The organism is Acidimicrobiia bacterium, from assembly GCA_029210695.1.
Classification (GTDB): Bacteria; Actinomycetota; Acidimicrobiia; order Spongiisociales; family JAHEDJ01; genus JAHEDJ01.
Window position 1 is genome coordinate 20080 of sequence record JARGFH010000030.1, and the last position, 23899, is coordinate 43978.

27 protein-coding genes are annotated in these 23899 nt (G+C 65.5%); 11 read left to right on the forward strand and 16 right to left on the reverse strand.

The window, feature by feature from the left end:
- Positions 1 to 112 precede the first annotated feature (112 nt).
- Positions 113 to 1588 carry an SDR family oxidoreductase gene (locus P1T08_10815; GenBank protein MDF1596567.1) on the reverse strand — a complete coding sequence of 492 codons (1476 nt, stop codon included), beginning with the start codon at positions 1586 to 1588 and terminating at the stop codon, positions 113 to 115.
- Between the two features lie 136 nt (positions 1589 to 1724).
- Here P1T08_10815 and P1T08_10820 point away from each other — a divergent pair, with 136 nt between their 5' ends.
- The 6 genes from P1T08_10820 (at position 1725) to P1T08_10845 (ending at position 7764) form a co-directional block, all read left to right on the forward strand.
- A complete protein-coding gene (locus P1T08_10820; protein ID MDF1596568.1) occupies positions 1725 to 2333 on the forward strand; it encodes a TetR/AcrR family transcriptional regulator in 609 nt (202 codons plus the stop codon).
- A 7-nt stretch (positions 2334 to 2340) separates the two neighbouring features.
- Positions 2341 to 4071: an ABC transporter ATP-binding protein gene (locus tag P1T08_10825; protein ID MDF1596569.1), complete on the forward strand. Its 1731-nt coding sequence runs from the start codon at positions 2341 to 2343 to the stop codon at positions 4069 to 4071.
- A gap of 14 nt (positions 4072 to 4085) precedes the next feature.
- Positions 4086 to 6074 (forward strand): ABC transporter ATP-binding protein, encoded by a 1989-nt coding sequence (locus P1T08_10830; GenBank protein MDF1596570.1) that lies wholly within the window; start codon positions 4086 to 4088, stop codon positions 6072 to 6074.
- Positions 6075 to 6172: 98 nt separating this feature from the next.
- The gene (locus P1T08_10835; GenBank protein ID MDF1596571.1) at positions 6173 to 6502 is read left to right on the forward strand and encodes a hypothetical protein; all 330 of its coding nucleotides are present in this window, start codon (positions 6173 to 6175) and stop codon (positions 6500 to 6502) included.
- A 97-nt stretch (positions 6503 to 6599) separates the two neighbouring features.
- Positions 6600 to 6794, forward strand: a complete 195-nt coding sequence (locus P1T08_10840) for a hypothetical protein (GenBank protein MDF1596572.1) — start codon at positions 6600 to 6602, stop codon at positions 6792 to 6794.
- 94 nt (positions 6795 to 6888) lie between these two features.
- On the forward strand, positions 6889 to 7764 hold the full coding sequence (locus P1T08_10845) for a DUF1295 domain-containing protein (GenBank protein MDF1596573.1): 876 nt from the start codon (positions 6889 to 6891) through the stop codon (positions 7762 to 7764).
- A gap of 111 nt (positions 7765 to 7875) precedes the next feature.
- Here the strand turns inward: P1T08_10845 and P1T08_10850 are convergent, their stop codons facing one another.
- On the reverse strand, positions 7876 to 9126 hold the full coding sequence (locus tag P1T08_10850) for a glycosyltransferase (protein ID MDF1596574.1): 1251 nt from the start codon (positions 9124 to 9126) through the stop codon (positions 7876 to 7878).
- Positions 9127 to 9250: 124 nt separating this feature from the next.
- On the opposite strand from P1T08_10850, the gene P1T08_10855 reads away from it, so the two are divergent.
- Positions 9251 to 9859, forward strand: coding sequence for a dienelactone hydrolase family protein (locus P1T08_10855; protein MDF1596575.1), 609 nt, complete (start codon positions 9251 to 9253; stop codon positions 9857 to 9859).
- 128 nt (positions 9860 to 9987) lie between these two features.
- Here P1T08_10855 and P1T08_10860 read toward each other — a convergent pair whose 3' ends face one another.
- The gene (locus tag P1T08_10860) at positions 9988 to 10332 is read right to left on the reverse strand and encodes a DUF1801 domain-containing protein (GenBank protein ID MDF1596576.1); all 345 of its coding nucleotides are present in this window, start codon (positions 10330 to 10332) and stop codon (positions 9988 to 9990) included.
- 105 nt (positions 10333 to 10437) lie between these two features.
- Here P1T08_10860 and P1T08_10865 point away from each other — a divergent pair, with 105 nt between their 5' ends.
- From P1T08_10865 to P1T08_10880, 4 genes are all read left to right on the forward strand, one after another.
- Entirely contained in the window at positions 10438 to 11400 is a 963-nt protein-coding gene (locus tag P1T08_10865) for a hypothetical protein (GenBank protein MDF1596577.1), read from the forward strand.
- A 43-nt stretch (positions 11401 to 11443) separates the two neighbouring features.
- Complete coding sequence (locus tag P1T08_10870) at positions 11444 to 11998, forward strand: DUF1697 domain-containing protein (GenBank protein ID MDF1596578.1); 555 nt, start codon at positions 11444 to 11446, stop codon at positions 11996 to 11998.
- Between the two features lie 269 nt (positions 11999 to 12267).
- Positions 12268 to 12603, forward strand: coding sequence for a hypothetical protein (locus P1T08_10875; GenBank protein MDF1596579.1), 336 nt, complete (start codon positions 12268 to 12270; stop codon positions 12601 to 12603).
- 53 nt (positions 12604 to 12656) lie between these two features.
- Complete coding sequence (locus P1T08_10880; GenBank protein MDF1596580.1) at positions 12657 to 13019, forward strand: Na+/H+ antiporter subunit E; 363 nt, start codon at positions 12657 to 12659, stop codon at positions 13017 to 13019.
- Here P1T08_10880 and P1T08_10885 read toward each other — a convergent pair.
- The 13 genes from P1T08_10885 to P1T08_10945 form a co-directional block, all read right to left on the reverse strand.
- Positions 12950 to 13549, reverse strand: coding sequence for a hypothetical protein (locus tag P1T08_10885; protein MDF1596581.1), 600 nt, complete (start codon positions 13547 to 13549; stop codon positions 12950 to 12952). The genes P1T08_10880 and P1T08_10885 overlap by 70 nt on opposite strands.
- A gap of 96 nt (positions 13550 to 13645) precedes the next feature.
- Entirely contained in the window at positions 13646 to 16726 is a 3081-nt protein-coding gene (locus P1T08_10890) for a LysM peptidoglycan-binding domain-containing protein (protein MDF1596582.1), read from the reverse strand.
- Positions 16723 to 17127, reverse strand: a complete 405-nt coding sequence (locus P1T08_10895; protein ID MDF1596583.1) for a pilus assembly protein TadG-related protein — start codon at positions 17125 to 17127, stop codon at positions 16723 to 16725. The genes P1T08_10890 and P1T08_10895 overlap by 4 nt, the downstream gene beginning before the upstream one ends.
- Complete coding sequence (locus P1T08_10900; GenBank protein ID MDF1596584.1) at positions 17124 to 17552, reverse strand: TadE/TadG family type IV pilus assembly protein; 429 nt, start codon at positions 17550 to 17552, stop codon at positions 17124 to 17126. The genes P1T08_10895 and P1T08_10900 overlap by 4 nt, the downstream gene beginning before the upstream one ends.
- Positions 17549 to 17941 carry a pilus assembly protein gene (locus P1T08_10905; GenBank protein MDF1596585.1) on the reverse strand — a complete coding sequence of 131 codons (393 nt, stop codon included), beginning with the start codon at positions 17939 to 17941 and terminating at the stop codon, positions 17549 to 17551. Before P1T08_10905 ends, P1T08_10900 begins: the two co-directional genes overlap by 4 nt.
- 14 nt (positions 17942 to 17955) lie before the next feature.
- On the reverse strand, positions 17956 to 18174 hold the full coding sequence (locus P1T08_10910) for a hypothetical protein (GenBank protein MDF1596586.1): 219 nt from the start codon (positions 18172 to 18174) through the stop codon (positions 17956 to 17958).
- 64 nt (positions 18175 to 18238) lie between these two features.
- Positions 18239 to 19147 carry a type II secretion system F family protein gene (locus P1T08_10915; GenBank protein ID MDF1596587.1) on the reverse strand — a complete coding sequence of 303 codons (909 nt, stop codon included), beginning with the start codon at positions 19145 to 19147 and terminating at the stop codon, positions 18239 to 18241.
- Positions 19144 to 20010, reverse strand: coding sequence for a hypothetical protein (locus tag P1T08_10920; GenBank protein ID MDF1596588.1), 867 nt, complete (start codon positions 20008 to 20010; stop codon positions 19144 to 19146). The genes P1T08_10915 and P1T08_10920 overlap by 4 nt, the downstream gene beginning before the upstream one ends.
- Positions 20004 to 21299 (reverse strand): ATPase, T2SS/T4P/T4SS family, encoded by a 1296-nt coding sequence (locus P1T08_10925; GenBank protein ID MDF1596589.1) that lies wholly within the window; start codon positions 21297 to 21299, stop codon positions 20004 to 20006. Before P1T08_10925 ends, P1T08_10920 begins: the two co-directional genes overlap by 7 nt.
- Positions 21296 to 22084 (reverse strand): chromosome partitioning protein, encoded by a 789-nt coding sequence (locus P1T08_10930; GenBank protein MDF1596590.1) that lies wholly within the window; start codon positions 22082 to 22084, stop codon positions 21296 to 21298. Before P1T08_10930 ends, P1T08_10925 begins: the two co-directional genes overlap by 4 nt.
- On the reverse strand, positions 22081 to 22749 hold the full coding sequence (locus P1T08_10935; GenBank protein MDF1596591.1) for an SAF domain-containing protein: 669 nt from the start codon (positions 22747 to 22749) through the stop codon (positions 22081 to 22083). Before P1T08_10935 ends, P1T08_10930 begins: the two co-directional genes overlap by 4 nt.
- 10 nt (positions 22750 to 22759) lie before the next feature.
- Positions 22760 to 23653, reverse strand: coding sequence for a hypothetical protein (locus P1T08_10940; protein ID MDF1596592.1), 894 nt, complete (start codon positions 23651 to 23653; stop codon positions 22760 to 22762).
- A complete protein-coding gene (locus P1T08_10945) occupies positions 23611 to 23835 on the reverse strand; it encodes a hypothetical protein (GenBank protein ID MDF1596593.1) in 225 nt (74 codons plus the stop codon). The genes P1T08_10940 and P1T08_10945 overlap by 43 nt, the downstream gene beginning before the upstream one ends.
- Between the last annotated feature and the right edge of the window lie 64 nt (positions 23836 to 23899).

The following is a 23899-nucleotide window of genomic DNA, read 5'->3' on the forward strand; positions in this document are numbered from 1 at the left end:
GTCGTAGTGATCTGTCCCCTTCGGGGCGCATAGACTGATTGAGTAGGGGTGAGTTCGGAAACGGACTCACCCCTCTCTCGTTAACAGGCGTACCGGGATAGGTCCAGAGCACCTATCCCGAGAGCCGGTGCTCCCCCGGCACGCGACCGGCGCCTGCCGCCGCGATCCGGCGGGCCATTGCGCCGAAGATCAGGGCATGGAACGGGACCAGGGCGTACCAGTACATCCGTCCCAGGAGGCCACGAGGCACGAACGTCGCGGTCTGGGTCAGCTCTGTCGCAGATCCGTCGGGGTCCACCGACCACTCCAACCAGGCTTCGCCCGGCAGCTTCATCTCTGCTTGCAGCAGCAAACTGCGGTCCGGTTCCACCCGGACGACCCGCCAGAAATCGAGGGCCTCGCCGGGCCGGAGATCCTCCGGGTGGCGCCGGCCGCGCCGCAGCCCCACTCCCCCGATCAGGGAGTCGAGCACGCCGCGAATACGCCAGGCCCAGTCAAATCCGTAGTAGCCAACGTCACCCCCAACCCTGGTGAACGCCCAGAAGATGTCCCCGGCGGCGGCTCGTGAGTCGACGACCCGACGATCCTCGAACCTCTTGCCGCCCGCCCACGCCGGATCGGTGGGAAGTGGGTGAGCGGGGCTGGTGGCTGCATCGCTCCAACGGGTCTCGACCTGGCGGGAGGTGGTGAGTTCCAGCGCCAGGCGCACGGCCTCCCGGTAGCTGATCGGCTGGTACGGGAAGAGCCGCGCCGGCGCGTCGTCGGTTACGATCACTTCATTCTTCAGACTGTCCACGAGCGGTCGCGCTACGGCGGACGGAAGCGGAGTGACGAGGCCGATCCACCGGGATGACAGGCCGGGACTGAGCACCGGGACCGGGATGATGATCCGCCGCCGCAGGCCGGCCTCTTCCGCGTAGATCTGCATCATCTCCTCATAGGTCAGAACCTCGGGACCACCCACCTCGAGCACCCGGCTGACCGGTTCGTCCTCGAGCACTGCAGTGAGCATCTCGAGCACGTCTCGAATGGCGATGGGCTGACACCGAGTTCGGACCCATTTCGGAGTGGTCATGATCGGCAGCACTTCGGTGAGATAGCGCAGCATCTCGAAGCTCACCGAACCGGATCCAATGATCACCGCCGCCCGAACCTCGGTCACCGGAACGCGCCCGGACGCCAGCGTCTGGCCCACCTCCTGGCGGGACCGGAGATGCTTTGAGAGCGCTTCATCTTCGGGACGGCCCAGTCCGCCGAGGTAGACGATGCGACGGAGGCCTGCAGTTGCAGCAGCTTCCTGGAAATTCTGGGCGCCGACCCGGTCGGTTTGCCCGAAGTCGGCGGTGTCACCCATTGAGTGGATCAGGTAGTAGGCGTAATCACATCCCTCGAGTGCAGCCCCGAGGGTGGCAGGATCGAGAACGTCGCCTTTCACCACCTCGACCTGATCGCGCCAGGGGTCGAGAGCCAGCTTGGAAGGGTCCCGGGCCAGACAGCGGACTCGATGGCCGCGCTCGAGCAAGCGCTGCACCAACCGTCCGCCGATGTAGCCGGTTGCCCCGGTGACGAGAGTGAGAGGCGAGTCCATCGGCGAGAGGATACCTGCGCCGTGGTTCCTACTTCGGAGCCCACTCGGCAAGACAGGAGCGTGATTCCCCATGAGTCTGCGCGAGCACCCGTGTCTCGTTTGTGAGTGAGCACTCACTCAGTTACTCTGACCCATCGTGAATACCCGACACACCCGCGCCAAGCCACTGTCACGTGATGATCGCAGAGAAGCGATCTTGACGGCCGTCATCCCCCTCCTCATCGAGAAGGGTCAGGCGGTGACTACCGCCGAGATGGCAGAGGCGGCGGGTATCGCAGAAGGAACCATCTTCCGGGCGTTCCCGGACAAGGCCGCGCTCATTCACGAAGCGGTGAAGATCACGATGGATCCGGCCCCGGTCCGGGTCGCCCTCGAAGCGATCGACGCGACCGCCCCCATCGAGACACAACTCACCGAGGCCGCCCACATTCTCGTCGAACGGTTCGACCGGATCACCGCACTGATGGAAGTCCTTCGCACGATGCCACTTCCGGCCACCGGCCCGCCGGCCGGCGCCCGCCGTGTGGTTACCGAGTCGATCGCCTCCATCTCGGCCGGCCTTACCGTGCTCCTCGAGCGGCACCGCGATCGCCTCGTGATTGCACCCTCACGAGCGGCGGCGGCCTTCCGGGGATTGATCTTCGCCAATGCCCACTCGGTGATGACCCCGGAGGAGAAATTGACGATCGATGAGGTCGTCGGGATCCTGCTCTGCGGCATTTCAGCTCGCCCGATCGGAGACTGATCGCCTCGTGCTGATCCGGATTCTCAAAGAGCGCCTCAAGCCGTATTCCCGTCAGATCACGATCGTGATCCTCCTTCAACTGGCCGGGACGATCGCGTCGTTGTACCTCCCCAGCCTCAACGCCGACATCATCGACGACGGTGTCGTCACCGGTGACACGGCCTACATCACCCGCACCGGGGTGTGGATGCTGCTCGTATCCCTGATTCAGGTCGGCTGCACGATCTCCGCCGTCTTCTTCGGCGCCAGAACCGCCATGGCGTTCGGACGCGACCTGCGCTCGGTGATCTTCCACCGGGTAGCCGACTTCTCGAGCCGGGAGATGGCCGCCTTGGGTGCGCCCTCGCTGATTACCCGCAACACCAACGACGTCCAGCAGGTACAGATGCTGGTGTTGATGGGCCTCACCATGATGGTGTCGGCCCCGATCATGATGGTGGGCGGCATCATCATGGCCCTGCGCGAAGATGTCGGGCTCTCGTGGCTGGTGGTGGTGGCGATTCCGATTCTGGCCATGGCGGTCGGGTTGATCATCTCCCGAATGATCCCGGCCTACCGGCTGATGCAGTCGCGAATCGACAGCGTTAACCGGGTCCTTCGCGAACAGGCCACCGGCATCCGGGTCCTCCGCGCCTTTGTCAGGGAACCGTTCGAGACCAAACGATTCGAGCAGGCGAATGCCGACCTCACAGACGTGTCGATCACGGTCGGCCGGTGGATGTCGGCCATGTTCCCGGTGGTAATGCTTGTGCTCAACCTATCCAGTGTTGCGGTGCTGTGGTTCGGCGGGTTCCGCATCGACTCAGGCGCTATGGAGATCGGCGCTCTCACCGCCTTCCTCACCTATCTGATCCAAATCCTGATGTCGGTGATGATGGCAACGTTCATGCTGGTCATGGTGCCACGAGCCACCGTGTCTGCCGATCGCATCGGTGAGGTCCTCGACACCGAGTCGTCGGTGCTGCTCCCGGCGGTCGGAGTGACCAAGGTCGGCCGGCGCGGCGAACTCGATCTGCGCGGAGCGGGGTTCAGCTACCCGGGAGCAAACTTCCCGGTGCTGTGTGACGTGACGTTCTCGGCCAGACCCGGCCAGACCACCGCCATCGTGGGGTCGACGGGTGCCGGGAAGACGACCTTGTTCGGCCTGATTCCCAGGTTGTTCGACGCCACCACCGGAAGCGTGCTCGTCGACGGAGTCGACGTTCGAGAACTCGAGCCAAGCGTCTTGTGGTCGAAGATCGGGCTGGTCCCCCAGATCCCCTACCTGTTTTCGGGGACGGTTGCCTCCAATCTGCGCTACGGCAAGCCCGATGCCAGCGAAGCCGAAATGTGGGCGGCGCTCGAAGTCGCCCAAGCTCGAGGGTTCGTCGAGGACATGCCGGAGGGTCTCGAGGCACTGATCTCCCAGGGTGGCACCAACGTGTCGGGCGGTCAGCGCCAGCGCCTCGCCATCGCCAGGGCGCTGATCCTGAAACCCGAGATCTACCTGTTCGACGACTCATTCTCTGCCCTCGACCTGGCAACCGACGCCAGGCTCAGGCGGGCGCTGAAGCCGGTGACGGCCGACGCCACAGTCCTGATCATTGCCCAGCGCATCTCGACCATCGCAGACGCCGACCAGATCGTCGTGCTCGAAGACGGCGAGTTGGTGGGTCTCGGCACCCATGAGTCATTGCTGGAGACGTGTGAGACATACGTCGAGATCGTCGAGTCGCAGCTGAAGGCGGAGGTTGCCTGATGAGCGGCCGCGACATGAAAGCAACTGAACGAATCTCGGGTCAGCGCGGGCCCGGTCATGGCCCGTTCGGTGGTGGGATGATCGGTCAGAAACCGCTCTCGTTCGGAGCTTCTGCCAAACGGATCGTCAAGCGCCTTCGACCGCAACTTCCCAAGGTCATCGGTGTGTTTGCGGCTGGAATCGTCAGTGTGGCGCTCTCCGCTATCGGTCCGAGGGTATTGGGTCGGGCAACAGACCTGATCTTCGCCGGAGCGATCGGCAAGCGGCTTCCGGCCGGGCTCACAAAGGAGCAAGCCATCGAAGCGGCCAGAGCAGCCGGCCAGGCCCAGATCGCAGATCTGCTGACCGGAGTGGACGTGATACCCGGTCAGGGAATCGACTTTGCGGCGCTGGGGAACGTGCTGTTGATCGTCATCGCCCTCTACGCAGGCTCGGCCTTGCTCGGGTTCCTGCAGGGGTACATGCTCAACGATGTAGTCCAGCGAACCATCTTCCGTCTTCGTTCCGAGGTCGAGGACAAGCTCAACCGGCTCCCACTCCGTTATTTCGACCGCCAGCCGCGCGGCGAGCTCTTGAGCCGGGTCACCAACGACATCGACAACGTATCCCAGAGCCTCCAGCAGACGATGAGCCAGCTGCTGACGTCACTGTTGACGATCATATTTGTGGTCGGGATGATGATCTCGATCTCACCGACGCTGTCCCTGATTGCCCTGGTGACGATCCCCGTCACGATGGTGGTTGCCGGTTTGGTGATGAGGAAGTCTCAGAAGCACTTCATCACCCAGTGGCGCCGGACCGGAAACCTCAACGCTCAAATCGAAGAGGCGTTTACCGGCCACTCGCTGGTCAAAGTGTTCGGCCGTCAGCAGGAAGTCCAGGCCACCTTCGAGCTCGAAAACGAAGCGCTGTATAAGGCCAGCTTCGGAGCACAGTTCCTCTCCGGGCTGATCATGCCGATCATGATGTTCATCGGAAACCTCAACTACGTGATCATCGCCGTGATTGGCGGGCTGCGGGTGGCGAGCGGCACGATGAGCCTCGGTGACGTCCAGGCGTTCATTCAGTACTCCCGCCAGTTCACGCAGCCGGTCACTCAGGTGGCGTCCATGGTCAACCTGTTGCAGTCGGGCGTTGCCTCAGCAGAACGGGTGTTCGAACTTCTCGACGCAGAGGAGGAAGTTCCGGACGACCATCATCCTCCGATGTCAAACGAATCGTACGGGCGAGTGACGTTCGAGGACGTTTCGTTCCGCTACGACGAGGATCGCCCACTCATAGAGCACCTGTCGATGACGGTCGAACCTGGCCAGACGGTCGCGATCGTCGGGCCGACCGGAGCGGGCAAGACCACGCTGGTCAACCTGATCATGCGGTTCTACGAACTGAATGAAGGTCGGATCACCCTCGATGGGGTCGACATCACGCAGATGTCGCGTGCCGGGCTACGTTCACGAATCGGCATGGTGCTGCAAGACACGTGGCTGTTCAAGGGGACGATCAGGGACAATATCGCCTACGGACGGCCGGATGCCACGGAGGCTGAAGTCCTCGAGGCTGCCCGGGCCACACTCGTCGACCGTTTCGTTCACAGCCTTCCCGAGGGCTACAACACCGTCATCGACGATGAGGGCAGCAACGTCAGCTCCGGCGAAAAGCAGCTGATCACCATCGCCCGGGCGTTCCTCGCCGACCCTGCCTTGCTCATCCTCGATGAAGCAACCAGCTCGGTCGACACCCGCACCGAGCTGCTGGTACAGCATGCCATGGCGGCGTTGCGCACAGATCGCACCAGCTTCGTCATTGCCCACCGCCTCTCGACCATCCGGGACGCCGATCTGATCCTGGTGATGGAGGAAGGCCGGATCGTCGAACGCGGCAACCACAACGAGCTGATCAAGCTCGACGGCGCCTACGCCCACCTCTACAACTCACAGTTTGCCGGACCCGATGTCGAGGACCCGGCCCTGGTCCCGGAAGGTCCCCCCGTCGGCGTACGTTGAGAGAACGATGGACAATCTGTCGGATCCCCGACAATCGCTTGAACCATCGGTCCCCCACCCCTACTGTTGCCGGACCCCCACGCTCTGGGAGGAACCAGATGGCGAAATTCATGTTGATCTACACCGGCGGCATGGGTATGGAAGCGGATCCCGAGGATCAGAAGAGGATCATGGAAGAGTGGGGTGTGTGGTACGGCAAGATGGGTGCCTCGATCGTCGATGGCGGCGCACCCTTCGCACACTCCAAGCACCTGAAGGGCAACGGCATCGAAGACGGGCCTCTGAGCGAGACACCTGCCACCGGCTACACCGTGATCGAAGCCGACTCACTCGAGGCAGCGGCGGCTGCCTGCGAAGGCCATCCGCACCTCAACCACGGCGGCCGGGTCGAGATCTACACCTGCATCGACATGGGCTCCCCTGAATAGGGGCCAGGAACCCCCGGCTGAGCTGGGTAAGACCAACCACCAAAGAGCAGCACCGGGGCGCAACTCCAAGCCGCGCCAAGGACGTGGAAGGTGACGAATGGGTGTTGAGGGTTCGCGGTACTCGGATCAAGTGGGAACGTTCGCCGAAGAGCTGGTCGTCGCGCTCTCCCCCATCGGTGACGTGTCGCGACATGCTCGCATGCCGTACCACACGCTCCCGGCCGACATCCTCGATGACGAGGAGATGCTCATCGAATGGGCTCGAGAGTCGGCCGACATCGCGTTGAGGTGATCCGTATTCGGCCACACCCAGTTCGGAGGGACTCGGTCCCGCCGTTTCCGCGGCGCCGTTGCGGTATCAACTCCACACCCCTAGGGTCGTCCGGATGACCGACGAAAACCGAAGATCTCTCATCGGCATCGCGGCCGCCCTCGTGATCGGGGTACTGGTCGGGTTGGCCGGCAGCGCCGGCAGCCGCAGCGTCGGTCCGATAGCCGTGTTTGCCGTGTGCGGACTAGTCGCATATGCGATCAACTGGGTGGTCTTCGTCCCCTCCAACCGGGCGAAAACCGAGCACTACTTCGACCTGACCGGTAGCGTCACCTATCTGACCGTCACGGCCGTTGCTCTGGCGTTCAGCGGCGACCTCGACGCCCGGGCGATCATCGTTGGCGTCATGGTTTGGATATGGGCTGCACGACTGGGTTCGTTCCTGTTCCGCCGGGTTCGGCGGGACGGGCGAGACGGCCGGTTCGACCGGATCAAGACCGACCCGCTGCGGTTCTTCATGACCTGGACGTTGCAGGGCCTGTGGGTACTGCTCACCTTGGCTGCGGCCCTGGCGATCATCACCGGCACCGAACGACAGACGATCGGATGGCTTGCCGTCGTCGGCATCGCCGTCTGGGTCGCCGGCTTCGCGGTCGAGTCCGTGGCCGATTGGCAGAAGTCAGCCTTCAAACGGAATCCGGCCAACGCCGGCCGCTTCATCACTTCCGGATTGTGGGCATGGTCGCGTCATCCGAATTACTTCGGAGAGATCGTGCTCTGGACGGGCATAGCAATCATGGCCCTCCCGGTCCTTTCCGGTTGGCGGTGGATCACCTTGATCTCGCCGTTATTCGTTGTGCTTCTGCTGACCCGTGTGAGCGGGATCCCGATGCTCGAGACCCGGGCCGAGAAGCGCTGGGGCGACGAAGCGGAGTACCAGGAGTACACAAGCCGGACACCCGTCTTGATTCCCCGGCCACCGCGTAACTAGCAGCATCGATCCGCGGGGCCTCGGACGCCGCAGGGCTCAAGACTGCGCCCGCAGGATCCATCTTGCGTGCCGGTGGACCCGGGTCTTCGACCATCAGCGAGCCCATTGGTATCAGTGCTCGGGCCGGCCGGCGACGATGGCGGTCACATGATCTACTGCTCTTTCGACACCATTCTCCGCTCGGAGCCTTGCTGCCAGCTCCGCCGATCTGGAGCGAATGTTCTCTTGGTCCGTTGTCAGGATCGCCCGGGACAAGGACTCGATGGTGAGCCGGCGTCTAGGCAGGCTAACTCCTACTCCGAGAGCCTCTACCCGCTCTCCCCAGAAGAACTGGTCGGCGAACGACGGCACCACGACTGATGGGGTCCCCGACTGAAGAGCCGTGCCGGTGGTGCCTGCGCCGCCGTGGTGCACAACTGCCGCCATCTGGGGAAACAACCAATCGTGCGGAACATCGTCGACCACGAGCACGTCGTCACTCGAATCCGCCACCTTGAGTCCTCCCCATCCGGTCAATAGGACCGCCCGCTTGCCCGTCCGCCTGACCGCGGCCAGCACCACGCCGGTGAGTACTTCCGGCTCCCGCTCGGGGCGGCTGCCGAATCCGACATATACGGGCGCCGGACCATCGGCCAGAAACCGGGTGAGGGCTTCCGACGGCCGCCAAGTCCTGGGACGTTCACGGACCCAGTAGCCGGTCACCTTGATTTGGTCCGGCCAGTCCGAAGGTGGCGTCACCACCGCCGGCGAGAATCCGTAGAGAACCGGCATCGATTTGTAGATGGACCGGTAGAGACCCGACCGCGGAAGCGGACCCAAGCCTAATCCCGCTCGCCAGCGATTGACCGACCGCCGGACCGGCTGCCAGGTGATCTGCTCCACGGCGACGTGGGACCACAGATTGAGAAGCCCGGACCCACTCCGCTTCATGAACAGGCTGGGAAACTGGCGGGTGCGGGTCATGGGCTGCAGGTAGGCGCCGATCGCCGGGATGCGGGCTGCCTCGGCGAGGTGGTAGGCCGGGAAGGCGAGAACGGAAAACAAAACCGCGTCGGTGCCTGCCATGGCGGCCTCGCAATCCTTCAGGTATTGATGAAAGATTGGTCCTGAAAGATCCAAGAGACGCTGCATGATTCGAACGGGGTTCCGTCCGCTGGCGAGCCACCTCTTGCCCGGCTCCGCTTCCATCATGAGGCGGGGATCTCCACCGGCAGGGCTGAACTCCATACCCGCCTCCCGGATCTCCGGCTCGTAACGCTCGTGGGTAGACAGCCGCACGGTGTTTCCCACCGCAACGAGTCCATGGCCGAGTGCAATGTACGGCTCGATGTCACCCCTCGACCCGACCGTGAACAGAGTCATGTGCACGAGACCATGGTCTCGCATGTGGAGGCCAAGAACAAGCGATGGTTGCTCCCCGCACCCGTGGACCTATAGGATCGGATCGCCCCGATCCGACATGCCTTCACGACTAAGGGAGTCAGCTATGACCCGAGTTGTCCTCTTCCATCACGCGCAGGGGCTGACGCCCGGTGTGGAGGCGTTTGCCGATAATCTTCGGGCTGCCGGTCACGAAGTGCACACCCCGGACCTGTTCGACGGCGAAACCTTCGACTCCATTCAGGCCGGCATGGCCCATGTCGGAACGATTGGGTTCGGGGAGATCATGCAACGCGGCGCTCGTGCAGCCGATGCCCTCGGCGGCCACCTCGTGTACGCGGGGTTCTCGCTGGGTGTGGTGCCGGCCCAGATGCTTGCCCAGACCCGTCGCGGGGCGCTGGGCGCGGTGCTTTGTTATTCGTGCGTGCCCGTCTCGGAGTTCGGTGAGTCGTGGCCCGCCGACGTTCCGGTGCAGATCCACGGGATGGACGCCGACCCCTTCTTCGTAGACGAGGGTGACATCGACGCCGCCCGTGCCATCGTCGAGTCCTCCCCCCGCGCCGAGTTGTTCCTGTATCCGGGTGATCAGCACTACTTCGCCGATAACTCGTTGCCCTCCTACGACGCGGAAGCAACCGAGCTGTTATTGCGGCGGGTCATCAGCTTCCTGGCGGGACTGTCCGACGCACCGGCGGACGCCCCGGCCAAACCGTGACATCTATCCAGGTCACATGCCGGCCGTTTGACGCCATTGTGAACCCGAGATGGGTGTGGACCGAGCTTGCACCGGACACGAACCGGACACCCGGCATCATGACCGGCGGCCATTTGCCCGGCCCTCGGCTACTCCTCCAGCATGGCAAGGCGGATCGCAACCAGGCGGCGAACGAGAACCTCATCCGGTGCCCGGTCCACCGGGAACCGCAAGGTGCCTTTGGACCAGTCGTAGCCCTCGAGTAGCTCCGGCTCGACGCGTGGGATGACAGAGCCGGAGTGGGGGAAGTAGCTGCAGTGGCGTTTGGCATGGGCGTAGCCGACCACAGCCTTTCCGCCGACTTTGAAGGCAGGGACACCGTACGACATGCCTTCTTCTGCCTCCGGAAGGATCGACGTCAACATCGCACGAAGGCGGTTCAGCGTGCTTCGCTGAGGTTCGGGTGCTGCATCGAGGTACTCGTCCACGGTCATGGCGAGAATCTACATCGTTTGCTGAACCGACTACCAGGGAATCGGCCCCACGCACGCCGGCAGGTCGCCGAGTGGTCCCGTGCCGGAGGTGGCATCATTGCGGTCATGGACAATCCGGACACCCTCGCGGACGGCGTAATTGATTGGCTGCTCCACGGGGATTCAGCCATCCGCTGGCAGGTCATGCGTGATCTTCAGGACGCGTCTCCCGAAGATGTAGCGGCCGAGCAGGCGCGGGTCGAGCACGACGGCTGGGGTTCCCGCCTTCTCGCGCTCGAGGGTCCCGATGGACTCTGGGACGGGGGTGCCTGCTTCCCGAAGTCCTACACCGGCGGTGAACCGGGGCAACCCTGGACGGCCACGATGCACACGCTGCAGACGCTACAGCTCCTCGGGCTCGACCCGGCCTCGGGGTCCGCACGCCGGGCGATGGCGCTGGTCGCGGAGAACGGGCACTGGGAGCACGCCGGGCAGAGATATTTCGACGGTGAGGTCGAGCCGTGCATCAACGGCCGGACGATCGAGACGGGGGCCCATTTCGGGGTAGATGTCGCACCGATCGTCGAGCGGATCCTCGGCGAGCGGCTGGACGATGGTGGCTGGAACTGCGAGGTCGAGAACGGTTCGGTGCGCTCCTCTTTCGACACGACGATCAACGTGCTCGACGGGCTCCTCGAGTTCGAGCGCGCGACCGGTGAATCTCCCGAGGTGAGCGCCGCCCGGCGCGGCGGTGAGGAGTACCTGCTCGAGCGCGGCCTTTTCCGCCGCAAGAGCAACGGCGAGGTCGCCGACCCGGCGTATCTCGAGTTCGCGTTCCCCTACTACTGGCACTACGACGTGCTGCGTGCACTCGACTATTTCCGTTGGTCGGGCACGGACCCGGATCCCCGGATGGCCGAGGCTGTGGAGGTCGTGCGATCGAAGCGGCAGCCCGACGGCCGGTGGCTGCTCGACCGCATCCACCCGGGCCGCGTCCACTTCGACCTCGAGGGTGGAGTTGGGACGCCGAGCCGCTGGATCACCCTGCGTGCCCTCCGGGTGCTCGACTGGTGGGACGGCTCCGCGTGACGGGCGAGGCGAGTTCGCAGTCGGCACACGGGCGACCTGCACGGTGACGCCCTACGTGGCTCTGCTGCGGGGCGTGAACGTGGGCGGTGGAAACCGGCTGCCGATGGAGGGCCTCCGTGCGACGGCTGAGCACCTCGGCTTCACGAACGTCGCCACCTGCCTCCAAAGCGGTAACCTGCTGTTCTCCAGTCCCGACGACGAGTCCGAGATCGTGGCACGTTTGCGAGCGGCGCTGAGCGAGCGGCACGACCTCACCGTTCCGGTGGTGGTCCGATCGGCAGCCGAGTTCCTGGCCGTGGTCGAGCGCCATCCCGATCACGCCGGCGCGTTACCCCCCAAGCTGCTTCATGTTGCGTTCCTCGACCAAGCCCCGGAGGTCGACGCGGTGGATGCATTCGACGCCGAGCAGTTCGCTCCCGACCGTTGGCATCTTGACGGGCGTGAGCTGTACCTCACCTACCCGGACGGGTCGGCACGATCAAAGATGACCATCGATGCCTTCGAGCGACGTTGGAACCTGATTGCAACAGCACGCAACCTCAACACCGTTCGCCGAATCGCGGACCTGCTCACCGCTTCGTCAAGTCGGAGTGACTAGGCGTCGACGATCCCGACCTGTGACGCACATCCCCCTGCGGCCACGCTTGGCCCTCATTCGGTGACGCCGTACAAGCGGAGCATCTCCGTCATCCAGCATTGCGCCCGCTCCGTACCTTCACTGCAGACCAAAGAAGCCCCTAAGTCCTCGAGAATCGAAGCCGCCGGGCCGCACCCTCCGTCCCCGAACACGCACGGAGTCCGTTGGCCATGATCGATCGAGGATTGAGGTTTTCTGGGTATTGACAAACCTTCTCTTGACAGTGATTCATGCCGCTCACGATATCAATCGCCGCCTACTTCGTTGTCGCCGCCACCCTATGGGTGGTCGGGCGTCATATCGGACGCGCTTCGAGCGCAGTTGCCGCCGTTCCCTACATAGGGCAGCTCGCGCTGGTTGCTGCGCATTACCTGGGTGATCGTTCGGGTTTTGACGAGCGCTTCGACTGGATTGCGTCTCTTGGCGTGAGCTTCGGTCTCCGATCCAATGACCTAACCATGGTCCTCACTGCGATTGTCGCCGGGGTCTGGCTACCGGTTGGCCCCGTGCGATCCTCCACCCCGTTGCGGCTTGGAGGTTCCTCTTGTACTTCACCGGTCGGCTGATCGTTTCTACATGGGACGTCATCTGATCGCTGCGGTTGGGACGAGATGAAATCATGCCGGCGATCATCGAGGTGCCGCTGCGGGCGAGGACGCGAAACCAGCTGACCCTGCTGATGAACTCGATCTCATTCACCCCGGGTACCGTGGCCCTGGAGCTCCACGACAATCACCTGATCGTGCACGTGCTCAACACAGACGACCCGGGCGAGGTGGCGGCAGAGATCCGGACGATGGAGTCGAAGATCATGGCGGTGTTGTCACGGGCCGAATTTGAAGACGCGACCCAAGAGAACGTCTGGCGGCGCTGGCGCCTGGTCGACCGACGCTATCTCATCCCGGCCTGGGCTCACCCGCCGCCCGAGATCCATCCGCGCACGTCGGATACTCCCGCCCGGCCGCAGGAGCCGCCGAAGTAGTAGTGGAATTCGAGGCCCTCGAAGGCGCCCTCACCGACGTAGCGGGCCTCGCCGGAGGGTATGGAGTCATCCGCCGCCTGGACATAACCACGCCAAGTACCTTCGGCATTGGTGATGACGGCCTCCTCCGCCACCCATACGTCGCCAACCTCCCCTCCGTCAAAGAAACGGAGACGATCGTGTCGTTCGGTCCCGCTGACCCGCGGGTCGGACATGTCGAGTTCGCACACAACGAGGAAACCGGTTCCTCCCTCCGGATTGACCCCCTCGTCCGAGAATTCGCATGTCGCCGTACCCGAGACCACCACTGCGTCGGAAGGTATCGCATGGAAGGGGGCTGATTCCGTTGTCAACGACTCCGATCCGCCTGTCGTTGCCACCGTCGTCGAGGACACCGGAACAGCTGTCGTTGCCACCGTCGTCGAGGGCACCGGGGCGACTGTCGTGGTCGTTGACTCGGATGAGGACGACCCGCAGGCGGCCACCAGGCACGCGGCGAACGCGGCACCGATGAATCTTGTCGTCGTCAACCTCATTACCTTCCCCTTCTCAAGAATTCAGCTCTTCCACGTCGCCTTGCGATGAAGCCGTGTCGCTCTTCCTTTCGTCCAGGTGTGGGTCGCCGGTCACCGCACCGTCCAAATCTTGACGGTCCCGTCGTCGCTGGCGGTGGCGATGCGGGTACCGTCGGGGCTCCACGCCACGTCCGTTACCTCATCGGTGTGGCCGGTGAGCGTGGCCAGTTCGTCGCCCGAGCCCGCATCCCAGATCCTGGCGGTCCCGTCGCTGCCGGCGGTGGCGATCCGGTTGCCCTCGGGGCTCCACGCCACCACCCACACTTTTCCGGTGTGGCCGATGAGGGTGACCAACCCGTCGCCGGTGTTGGCGTCCCAGACCTTGGCGATCTTCCCATCGCGGCCGGCGGTGGCGATCCGGGTGCCGTCGGGACTCCACGCCAAGTCCGTCACCTTTAGGAGGCTCGGGATCGTGAGCAGTTCGTCGCCGGTGGTGGCGTCCCAGACCCTGACGCTCGTCCTGCAGGTGGTGGCGAGGCGGGTGCCGTCGGGGCTCCACGCCGCCTCCCACACCCATGAAGTGGGTCCAGGGCAGAGGGACAGTGTGAACTGTTCCTCACCGGTGGTGGCGTCGAGCACCGCTGCCCACCCCCAGGCACCGCCGACGACGATGCGGGTGCCGTCGGGGCTGTAGGCCACGGTCCCATCGCTAATCCAGCCGAGGAGTTCGTCGCCGGTGGCGGCGTCGTAGACCGCTGATCCCGGCCCCACGATCGCCAGGCGGGTGCCGTCGGGGCTGTAGTCCATTGCCACCCTCACGGTTTCGAAGTTCCCCAGGCTAAAGGAGAGCAGTTCGTCGCCGGTTGGGTAGCCGACGAGCGCGGCTACTCCCCTACCCGACTGGGCCATAACGAGGAGACGGTCGGCTCCATCGGGTGCCTCTTGGGCGGGGTCGAGGACGACGATTGGGTCCCAGGTGCCGTCGTTGATCGGCGACAGCCGACCATCGAGCGGTGTGGTCGCGGTCACCTCCACTGCGGCTGTCTTGGCCTCGAGGATCGGAAGGACATCGGTCAGGTTGTCGACAACGGTGATCCGTTCGAGCTGTTCGAGCCCGTCTCCGAATCCGACGCACATGATGTGGATGCCGTCGGCGAGAGGCGTGGTGGCAAGCTCGGTGGCGATCGTGGCGCACGTGTCGAGGAGATCATCAGGTTCGCCGGTGACGCGGGTTGCCCCTGCGAACTCGAGGTCGAGGAGGAGGTGGACGTCGCCGGTGTGCCCGACCGTGACGAGTGTCGGGTACGGGGCGGGGACGGCGGTTGCCTTGCGTCGGAGCAGCTCGGCGTCCGTGGTGGCCGAGAGTGTCCAGCTGCGGCCGCCGTCGTCGATGGCCCATCCGGGTGGCGGGTTGGTGTGCGGTGTCCAAAGGAGGAGCCGGAGGGTGTGTGGGCTGAGGTGGACACCGACGACATGCGGCGGCTGCTGGTGGGCAGCATTGACGTCGTGGACCATGGCTCGCAGGGCGATGTCGACGAACTCCGTGGCGGTCGGGGCAGCCGATGCTCGTATTGTCGCCTCCGTCTTTTGTGCCTCGGCGGGTGGCGGTGTGGGTGCGGTCCCGGTTCGGCGGCGTCGCAGCTGACCGGCTCGGAGCCGGCGCAGCAGGCCGACGACACCGGCACCGAGGATCCCGAGACCGGCCAGCCGGACGGCGATCGGGAACAGATCCCCGAACGGCCCGGCGTCGGCGGTGTCGTCAGCCGCCTCGATATCGGCCGGTTCGATGTCGTCGGCCTGGATCGTGCGCGGCGACGTGGTGTCTTCCATGGGTGGCGCGGTCGGTGTGCTCGTTGCTTGGGCAGGCACAATGGTCTGCGGTGTTGCGTCCGGGTGCGTGGTGTCCGGTGTCGAGGTGGATGGTGGTGGCACATCCACGCTCGGTTCGGCCCAGCCGGTCTCGGGCTCGACTGCCGGGGCTGTGTTGCCCGGGATCGCGGGTAGTTCGAAGACCTGTCCCGGGTCGATGAGGTCGGGGTCGTGCGGGGGTGCGAGCCGGTCCAGGTTCATGTCGACAAGTTGTCGCCAGTAGTCGGCGACTTCTGTGGTCGTCGGGGCCTCGTCGAGCGCGTCGGTGAGGGTCGTTTCTGCGATGCTCCAGAAGGTGTCGCCCTGTGCGACGGTGATCTTCGCAGGACCTTCGGCTGGAGGTGGCGAGGCGGTTTCGGCTCGCAGGTCGGAGGGGACGGGTGGGAGTTCGAAGACCTGTCCCGGGTAGATGAGGTCGGGCTCGTGCGGGGGTGCGAGCCGGTCCAGGTTCATGTCGACAAGTTGTCGCCAGTAGTCGGCGATCTCCTGGTTGGACGGTAGTCGTCCCCAGGCGTCGGCCAGTGTGGTTTGGGCGATGTTCCAAAAGGCATCCCCGGGCTCGACCGCAACCTCGGTCGCTGCCTGCTCGGTTGCGGGTTGCTCGGTCGCCGCCGGCTCGTCGGTGGTGTTGGCGTCGGCGGGGAGGAGGAGCTGCCAGCCGGGCGTGAGGGTGTCGGTGGTCTCGGTGAAGCGGTACCCGTCGTTCATGGTGCGGCCGGCGTTGAGGGTCTGGATCTCGTTCCAGCGTCGCCCGTTGGCGAGGGTGTCCTCGGCGATCTTCCAGAGGGTGTCGTGGCGTTGCACCCGGTAGGTCGGGTGCGATGTTGGCGCCTCGGATCGGGTCGGTTGTTGGTCGTCGGCTCGCTGCCATGGCCCCTCATCGATGTCCAGCACCGGCTGAGCGGACACGTCGACGAGGGATGCGGCCAGCGGGGTTGCCGCTGCTGGCAGTGCCCGCATCGGTCCGAGAGTGGCCACGGCCAGGGTGATGGCGGCAACGAGTTGAGCGACGGCTGGTTGCAGTCCGGGCAGAACGGGGAGCCGTCGTGCGGTGCGGCCGCGGAGCGCAGCAGCCATCTCGACGGCGAGGACGATGGCGAGCTGTGCCCAGATAACCCATACGATGACTGCCAGCGTGTTGATGATCAGGTTCGGGTCGATGCCGCCGCGGAGGGCGAGTTGGATCTGGTCGAGGGTGGGGATGCTGGTGGGTAGGGGCCAGCCGACGTAGGCGATCAGCCCGGCCGGGACGGCGATGGTGAAGAGTGCGAGGGCGATGAGGGCGACGAGCCCGTTGATGGCGTGTTTGGCGTGTCGCATCATGGCTCCTCGGTGATGGCTGCGGCGGTCTCGGTTGCGGTGACAGTGATGGGACCGGTGGGAAGCAGTACCGGGTCGACGGTGAGTTCGACCGTGACGGTGATGGTGTCGTCGGTGACGACGATTTCGCTGGCCGTGTGCCCGAGGTCTGTCAGGTAGTCGCGGGCTTCCTGTTCTGCGGCGGCGGGGAGGAGTCGGACGATGCCGTCGGTGCGGAGAGTGTCGAGGTCGACGGCCTGGGCTCCGGCCCGGGCGGCGTTGTCGGCGAGGTTGCTGGCCTCCCGTAGTGCGTTGACCTTGCGGCCCCCATCGACGACAAGTCCCGCTGCGGCGAGGAGGGCGAGAGCGAGCACCGCCAAGAAGGTGGAGACGGCTCCCCTTTCACTACGGAGCCGAGCGTTCACGGTGTCGCCCCCTCCGCGTTGGCGCGATAGGCGTCGATGATTTCGACACCCGTCGACGAGAAGGTGCGAGTGCCGGGGACGGCGAGCATGGCCAGATCGGAGAAGGCGGCGTCGCAGCTGACGGTCACGGCTACCCGGCCCCCCGGCGTGAAGTCGGAGGTGTCGATGTTCACCTCGAGCTGCCGGCAGCTCACCGTGCCCGCGGCGATATTCGCCGAGGCGCTATCGATGGCGGCTTGTTCCGCGGCTTGTGAGCTAGCGGCGAGTGAGGCGGCGCGGGCGGCTTCTTGGGCGGCGTTGGCCACGTCACCCTCGGCTTGCGTAACCCTGCCGGCGAACACCACGAGCAGCAAGAACCCGATCAGCAGTGGGGTGAGCACCGCCAGTTCGGTCGAAACCGCCCCGTCTTCAGACCTCCGTATCATCGGTCAGGCTCCTGAATGAAGCGCTCCACTCCGCCGGTGGCGTGGGCGGTCACCCGCCAGTCGAATCCGGGCAGGATGCGAGGTGCCCGTCCGGTCACGTCGACGGTGACCGTGTCGGCAGTCCGGCTGACGGACACCTCCGGGTCGGTGAGGTTGCCGGCGGCGTCCAGGAACCACTCTGCTGCCCGCACGCCGTCGTCTTCGGTTGCCGTGACTACTTGGGCGGCGTCGAGCGCTTCGCGGGCGGCAGCTTCGGCGACTTGGCGGGCATGCCACCACAGAGCGACCTGGAACGGCACCAGGACGAGCGCGATGATCACCGGCATGACCACGGCCAGCTCGGTCGAGGTCAGCCCGCGTTCCGTCCTGTGCGGTCCCGTCACCGTCATGCCCATGCTCCCGTTCAGGGTGTGGGTGGGGTGACGTTGTCGGGGATCGCCTCGGCGTTTGACCGCATCTTGGCGATCAGGATCACACCTGCGGCGACGGCGATGGCGACCAGCACGCCGGTGAGTACGGCGGCCTCGGTCGACATCGCTCCTTTCTCGTCCTCGATGTCGATCCCGAGACGGGTCAGCCCTACCTCGATGAGGAGGCGGGCGTAGTCGATGTAGGCGGTCATGGATGGTGCTCCCTTCGCTGTGTAACGTGGTTCCTCCGCTGGTTGGGGGTGTCATGGTTGGGTGTCATGGGACCGTTCCGGGGGTGGAGATGGCTTGAACGACGCCGAAACCGATGAACAGGATCATGCCGACCACGAGGGTGACGACTGGTAGCAGCATCTTCTCGGTGGCGGATTCGGCTTGGGCTTCGATGGCTGCGGTTTGGGCGGCCCGCATCGAGTCGGCTTTGGCGGCGAGCGAGGCGCGGATTCGGGCTCCTTGGTCCCCGGCCAGTTGCGCAGCAGCCGCCAATTCCCGGAGTTCGTCGACGCCGAGTTCGACACCGAGGTCGTCGAAGATCTCCCACGGAGTGCGGTTGGTGATGCGGGCCTTGCGTAGGGAGGCTCGGATCTCGGCGAACGCCCAGCCGTCGCCGAGGTCGGCTGATGCCTGCAGGGCGGTCTCGAGGCCTCCGCCGCCGGCGAGGATGACGGTGACCAGGTCGAGGTACGCGGAGAGCGAGTGGCGGAAGTCCCGACGGCGTCGCTCGATCCGCTCGGCCAAACCCAGGTCCGGGTAGAGGAACCCGGCTACCCCGAGCCCGATCGCCGCTACCGCGGCCACAGCGGGCGATATGGACACTCCGGCTGCCGCCACTGCGAGCGTGAAGAGGACGGGGATGGCGAAGCCGGCGAGACCGGCGAGGAGCTTCTCGTAGGCGTGGGCTTCGACTGTCTTCCCAAGTGCGCGGAGCCGGGTGGACAGACGCCCCATGTCGACCAGTCCAGTGGCTTCGAGCAGCCGTACCCCTGCCTGTCCGATCCGCTCAGCGAACGCACCGGTGGTCACCGGCTGCGTGGTTGCGGGTCGGGGTTTCTCAAGGCCGGCGAGGGCTTCGGCGAGTGGGATCGGTCGGGGCCGTATCGCCCGGACCCCGAGATACACACCGGCCCCGACCGTCGCTCCGGCCGTCATGGCTGCCAGGACACTCATCGGATCGGCTCCCGAGTGATGTGGCGGAGGGTGAAGCGTTCCGGTGCTTCGAGGCGACTGTAGCGGTGGAGCATGACACCGGCCCCGAAGAACACGGCCGTCACCACTACGAGCCATCCCTGCCCGGCGACGGTGTTGTATGGCTCCAACAGGTGCCGGGCGAACACGTCGAGGAACGCGACGGTGGCGGCGGTGATCCCGACTGCGATGCGGGCCGAGGTGCGGATCCGGGCCCGGCCGATCTCGATCCGGGAGCGCATGCGCACGTCACCGCGGATCGCGTCCGCCAACCTGGCCAGCAGCGGGCCCAGGTCGCGGGCTTCGAGACGGGCGGCCGCGGCCAACGCCGCCACCACCATGTCCGCCGACGAATGATCCAGTTCCCTCGCGAGAGTGTCGAGGGCGGCGTCGAGGGGTTGATGCCGCAGGCGCCGGGCGAAGGCTTCGAGCTGGGGCCGGATGGCGGTGGGGGCGACCGCCGCGGTCTGGATCAGCGACGACTCCAACCCGGCGGCGCCGGCCATCGTGTCGCGGAGCATGTCCGCCCAGGTGGCGATCGCGTCGGCGGTTGCCGCCTCGCGGGCACGGTGGGCCTCGCCGCCGAGGGCCGCCGGCCCGACCAGCACACCTGCGAACACGGCGACCCCAGCGACCGGCCAACGGGTGACCAAACCCACCACGAGTCCGGCGACCGTGGCGATGGATAGCCAGGCGACGGCGCGTTCGGCGGGCACCGCCGTCGGCACCAAGCGGCCGGCCGGCGGGACGACCCGGATGCCGCGGATGGCGGTCACGCCCAGCCACACTCCGAAGCCGATCACGGCACCGAGCAGGGAAGCGATCAAGATCAGCACGGTCACCACCGTCCCGAAGCGTCGGCGAGGTGTGATGAATCAAACCCGGCGGCAACGAGGCGGTCGAGGGTGTCGTTGCGGATGGTTGGGCCCGGCGACGGAGCCGCCCACCCTTGTGGGCCGGGTCGGTATACCTCGTTGGTTGAGATCTGCCGTACCTCCGCCTCCAGCACCTCCCGCACCGACGTGACCCGCCGGACACTGTCCACCCACCCGAGGTGCACGATGAGGTCGACGGCGTTGGCGATCCACTTGTTCGACGTTTCCTCATCGAGGCCCGCCTCGGCCGTGTACATGCCGAGCCGGACGATCGCTCCTTTCGACGAGTCGGCGTGAATCGACGACATTGACCCGTCGTTGCCCTGGGACATGGCCCTGAGCATGTCGACTACCTCGACACCGCGTATTTCACCGACGATGACGCGGTCGGGGTTCTGCCGCAGTGTGGCTCGCACACAGTCCGCCAGGGTGGCTTCGCCGTGTCCTTCGATGTTGGCGCCCCGGCGTTCCCAACAGACCTGATCCGGGTGGAGATCCGAGAACCGGTCGAGACCGATCTCGAGGTTGTCCTCCACCGTCACTACCCGCTCGTCGGCTGGGATCTCGTTGAGCAGGCAGCGCAGCATCGTCGTCTTGCCGGTGTTGGTGCCGCCGGCGACGATCAGGTTCAGCTTGGCCCGCACCGCAGCTCCCAGGAACTCGGCCAGCTCGGCGTCGACGACGCCGAGCTCGATCAGGTGTTTCAGCCGGTAGATGGAGAAGTCGTGGCGGCGGATCGTGACCGCCGGGCGGCCCGTCAGCCCCATCACCGCATGGAGACGTTCTCCACCCGGGAGCTGGAGGTGTAGCTCCCACGACACCTGGTCCCACCGTTTCTCTGATCGGCCGATCCGCCGCGCCGCCGTCGACAGGATCTCGATCAGCTCCCGATCCGAGTCCGCGGCCGCTTCTCCTCGGACTTTGGTGCCGTCCCGGTACACGAGCCACACGTTGTCGCAGCCGTTGACGTGGATGTTGGCAATGTCCGGGTCGTCGATGTACGGCTGGAGCCGCCCCAACCCGTGGACCCGATCAAAGACGGCCGAGGCGACTTCAGCCTCTGCAGTCTCGTCGAGGAGCGGCTCGCCGTTGCGGTAGGCCTGCTCGGCAAGCCGTGACAGTTCGGCTGCGATCAGCGACCGGGTCAGGGCTTGCTCGTCCTCAATGCTCAGTGGATCGTCGACAGCGCGGAGACGCTCAGCCAGGTTCTCCGCCACCGCCCGATGCAGCCGCCCGACCAAATCGGATTGACCGTTCACGATCCCACCTCCCGTGCCATCGCCGACGGCGCAACGCTGCCTGAATCGCCGGTCGCCACTGCGGAATCGCTGTGGGGTAGCGGCGCCAGGGCAGCGGCCAGGGTCGCCGCCGATCTGATGAGCTGGGATCGGCGCAGGCTCCCGATCGCACCGGGGGTACCGGCAAGCACGGCAGCCGTCTTCGGGTCCCACGCGATGACCCCGACCACGGGACAGTGCAGCGCAGCTGCCACCTCGCTGGGGCCGTGCGGCTGATCGCCGACCAGCAGGAGCGACGTCTCAGAATCGGCGGTCTTCAAGGCTTCGCAGCGGATCCCGGCCGGTCGGAGCTGATCAACCGTCGGGCGGGCAACAACCATCACCGGGCCCGCTCTGAGCAAGGGCATGGAAGGCGCGGATCGTGTCGAGATCCGTCCCCCGTCAACGATGACATCAAGGTCCGATTGAACCGTGGCCCAGCCGACCAGTTCGTCGGCGGTATCTCTGAGCACCACCTGCGATTCGTCCGGAGATGGAGGTCCCACCAGCACGGGGAGCCCGCCGGGAAGGGTCTGGGTGTGTTCCCGAACCAACTCGTCGCTGAGGCCGCCACGCCGTGCCGCCGCCGCCAGCGAGACCAGCCCAGGCGTATCGGCCATGCCGAACCGTACGGCGATCACACCACCAGAGATGTCTGCCTCGACCACGATGCAGCGACGATGCTGTGGCCAGGTGGCGGCCAAGGCCAACGCCGTCGTGGTCACGCCTGGTGACCCGTGAGCCGAGACGAGGCTGAGCACGCTCACCGGTCGCCTCCGGCGACGAGCACCAGCCGGACCCGATCGGCCGCTGCGGCTGTTACCACCTCGGCCGAAGCCTCGGCCGGTACTTGGAGCGATACGAACCGGTCGCCTTGCGTCCCTAGCTCGGCGATGTCGAACACCACCGCCGACACGATCAGCTGTCCGGTATCAGTCGCAGGGTCGGTGGCCACCACGTCGACGTGATCTCCCGGCGCCAGACGCAGGGTCGGGTACTCGCCCGGTGCCAACGCCACGCCCACCACCGCCTCACCCGTGGCCAGTTCGTTGCCGGAGACGAAATCGGAGGACGTGAGGATCGTGCCCGCTTCGAGGTCGACGGCTGCTGTCGAACCCGCCACCCGCGTCAGCTCGTCGGAACCGAGCGATGCGATCGGATCATCCGACGCCACATACACCACCATTAGATCGTCGGCCGCCACCACCTCGCCTCGCTCGACCGGTTGTGCCAGCGCCAGCACCGGCTCACGGGCAGCGGCGCGTGAGAACACCACCACCGCCACCAAGGCACCAATGGCGACCAGGAACACCGCGATCAGAAGCTGAGGAACCTGCACCCTCGGTCGAGCCGGCTCCACCCGCAGCTGGCTCCGACCCTGCTGACCGTTCCCTGCAGGATCTGGACGTGTGGCGGGTTGGCTACTCGTCATCCGGTTCACGTCATCCTCCCGTCTCCACCGCCTGGATCTCGGCCACGGCCACCCCGAAACCGGAGGCCAGGTCGACGGTGCCGAACACTCCCTGGTAGGCGTCGTTGATCCACCACTCGAACTCCCAGCTGACCGTCACCGAGGCATCGAAACGACCGTCCGGCTCCCCGTACGAGCTGTGCTCGTAGGTGTGAGCGCAGTCCGTGGCGTCCTCAGCGGCGCCCGGCGTCCAGGCGACACCCGGCCCGAAGCACGTAGTCTCACCGCCGTCACCCATCGCCCAAGTGGCGCGGGTCGGGGTGGCCAGCACGGTCACTGTGACCACGCCACGGGTCTCGGATGCCTCCAGCGGCGACCAATACGCCGGATCGAGCCACAGCCACGTCGGAACTTGAACGAAAGTCTCGGCGGCCAGCGGAGGACTGGTCTCCGGGGCCGGAGGAGGCGGCTCCAGGCGAGCTGCTGCGATGTCCCGAATCACCTCCGGCGGGACGCCCGGCGTCACCTCGACGATGATCTGGATCTCGATGTCCCCCCGCCCGTCGTGCCAGCAGATGACGTCGTACCACACGTACTCGCCGGTCGGGTCGAGACCGAACAACTCGATCTCGTCGGGTTCGACCGGACCGACCTCGTAGAAGCCGACCTCGTCGCCCTCCTGGAAAGGCCCGGCCGCGTCGCAGTAGTAGTCCCACAGCTCGTGCATCGTGTAGGTCTCGGGCTCACCGGGAACAATCCCGTGGCATTCGCCCACGACGTCGCCACCCCGGTCCTTGATGTCCCCACTCCCTGAGCAGTGGTCTGCGAGCGCGGGCGGAGCAGGTACCAGCGTCGCCACCAGCGCTATCAGCGCCAGCAACATCAGACCGTGGGCAAGCCCCGATCGGTTGGTGCGAACTCGCATGCGAAATCCACCTGTCCTTGAAAATCTGACACCTTCCAGACGCCGTCCTCCAACACCATCACCGCCGACTCGAGGTTCGTTTGCCCTTCTCGAACAGGAGGCACGTCGTCGAGGCGCTCACCCGTCGCCAGGTCGTACAGCCCGTAGTCGGGGTCGGATTCGAGGCAGCCGGAACTTGTCAAGCTTTTTGAGACAGACGGTTCATTGTTTCATTGGGTCGGCGTGTCCTCCTCTGGTTTGTTGATC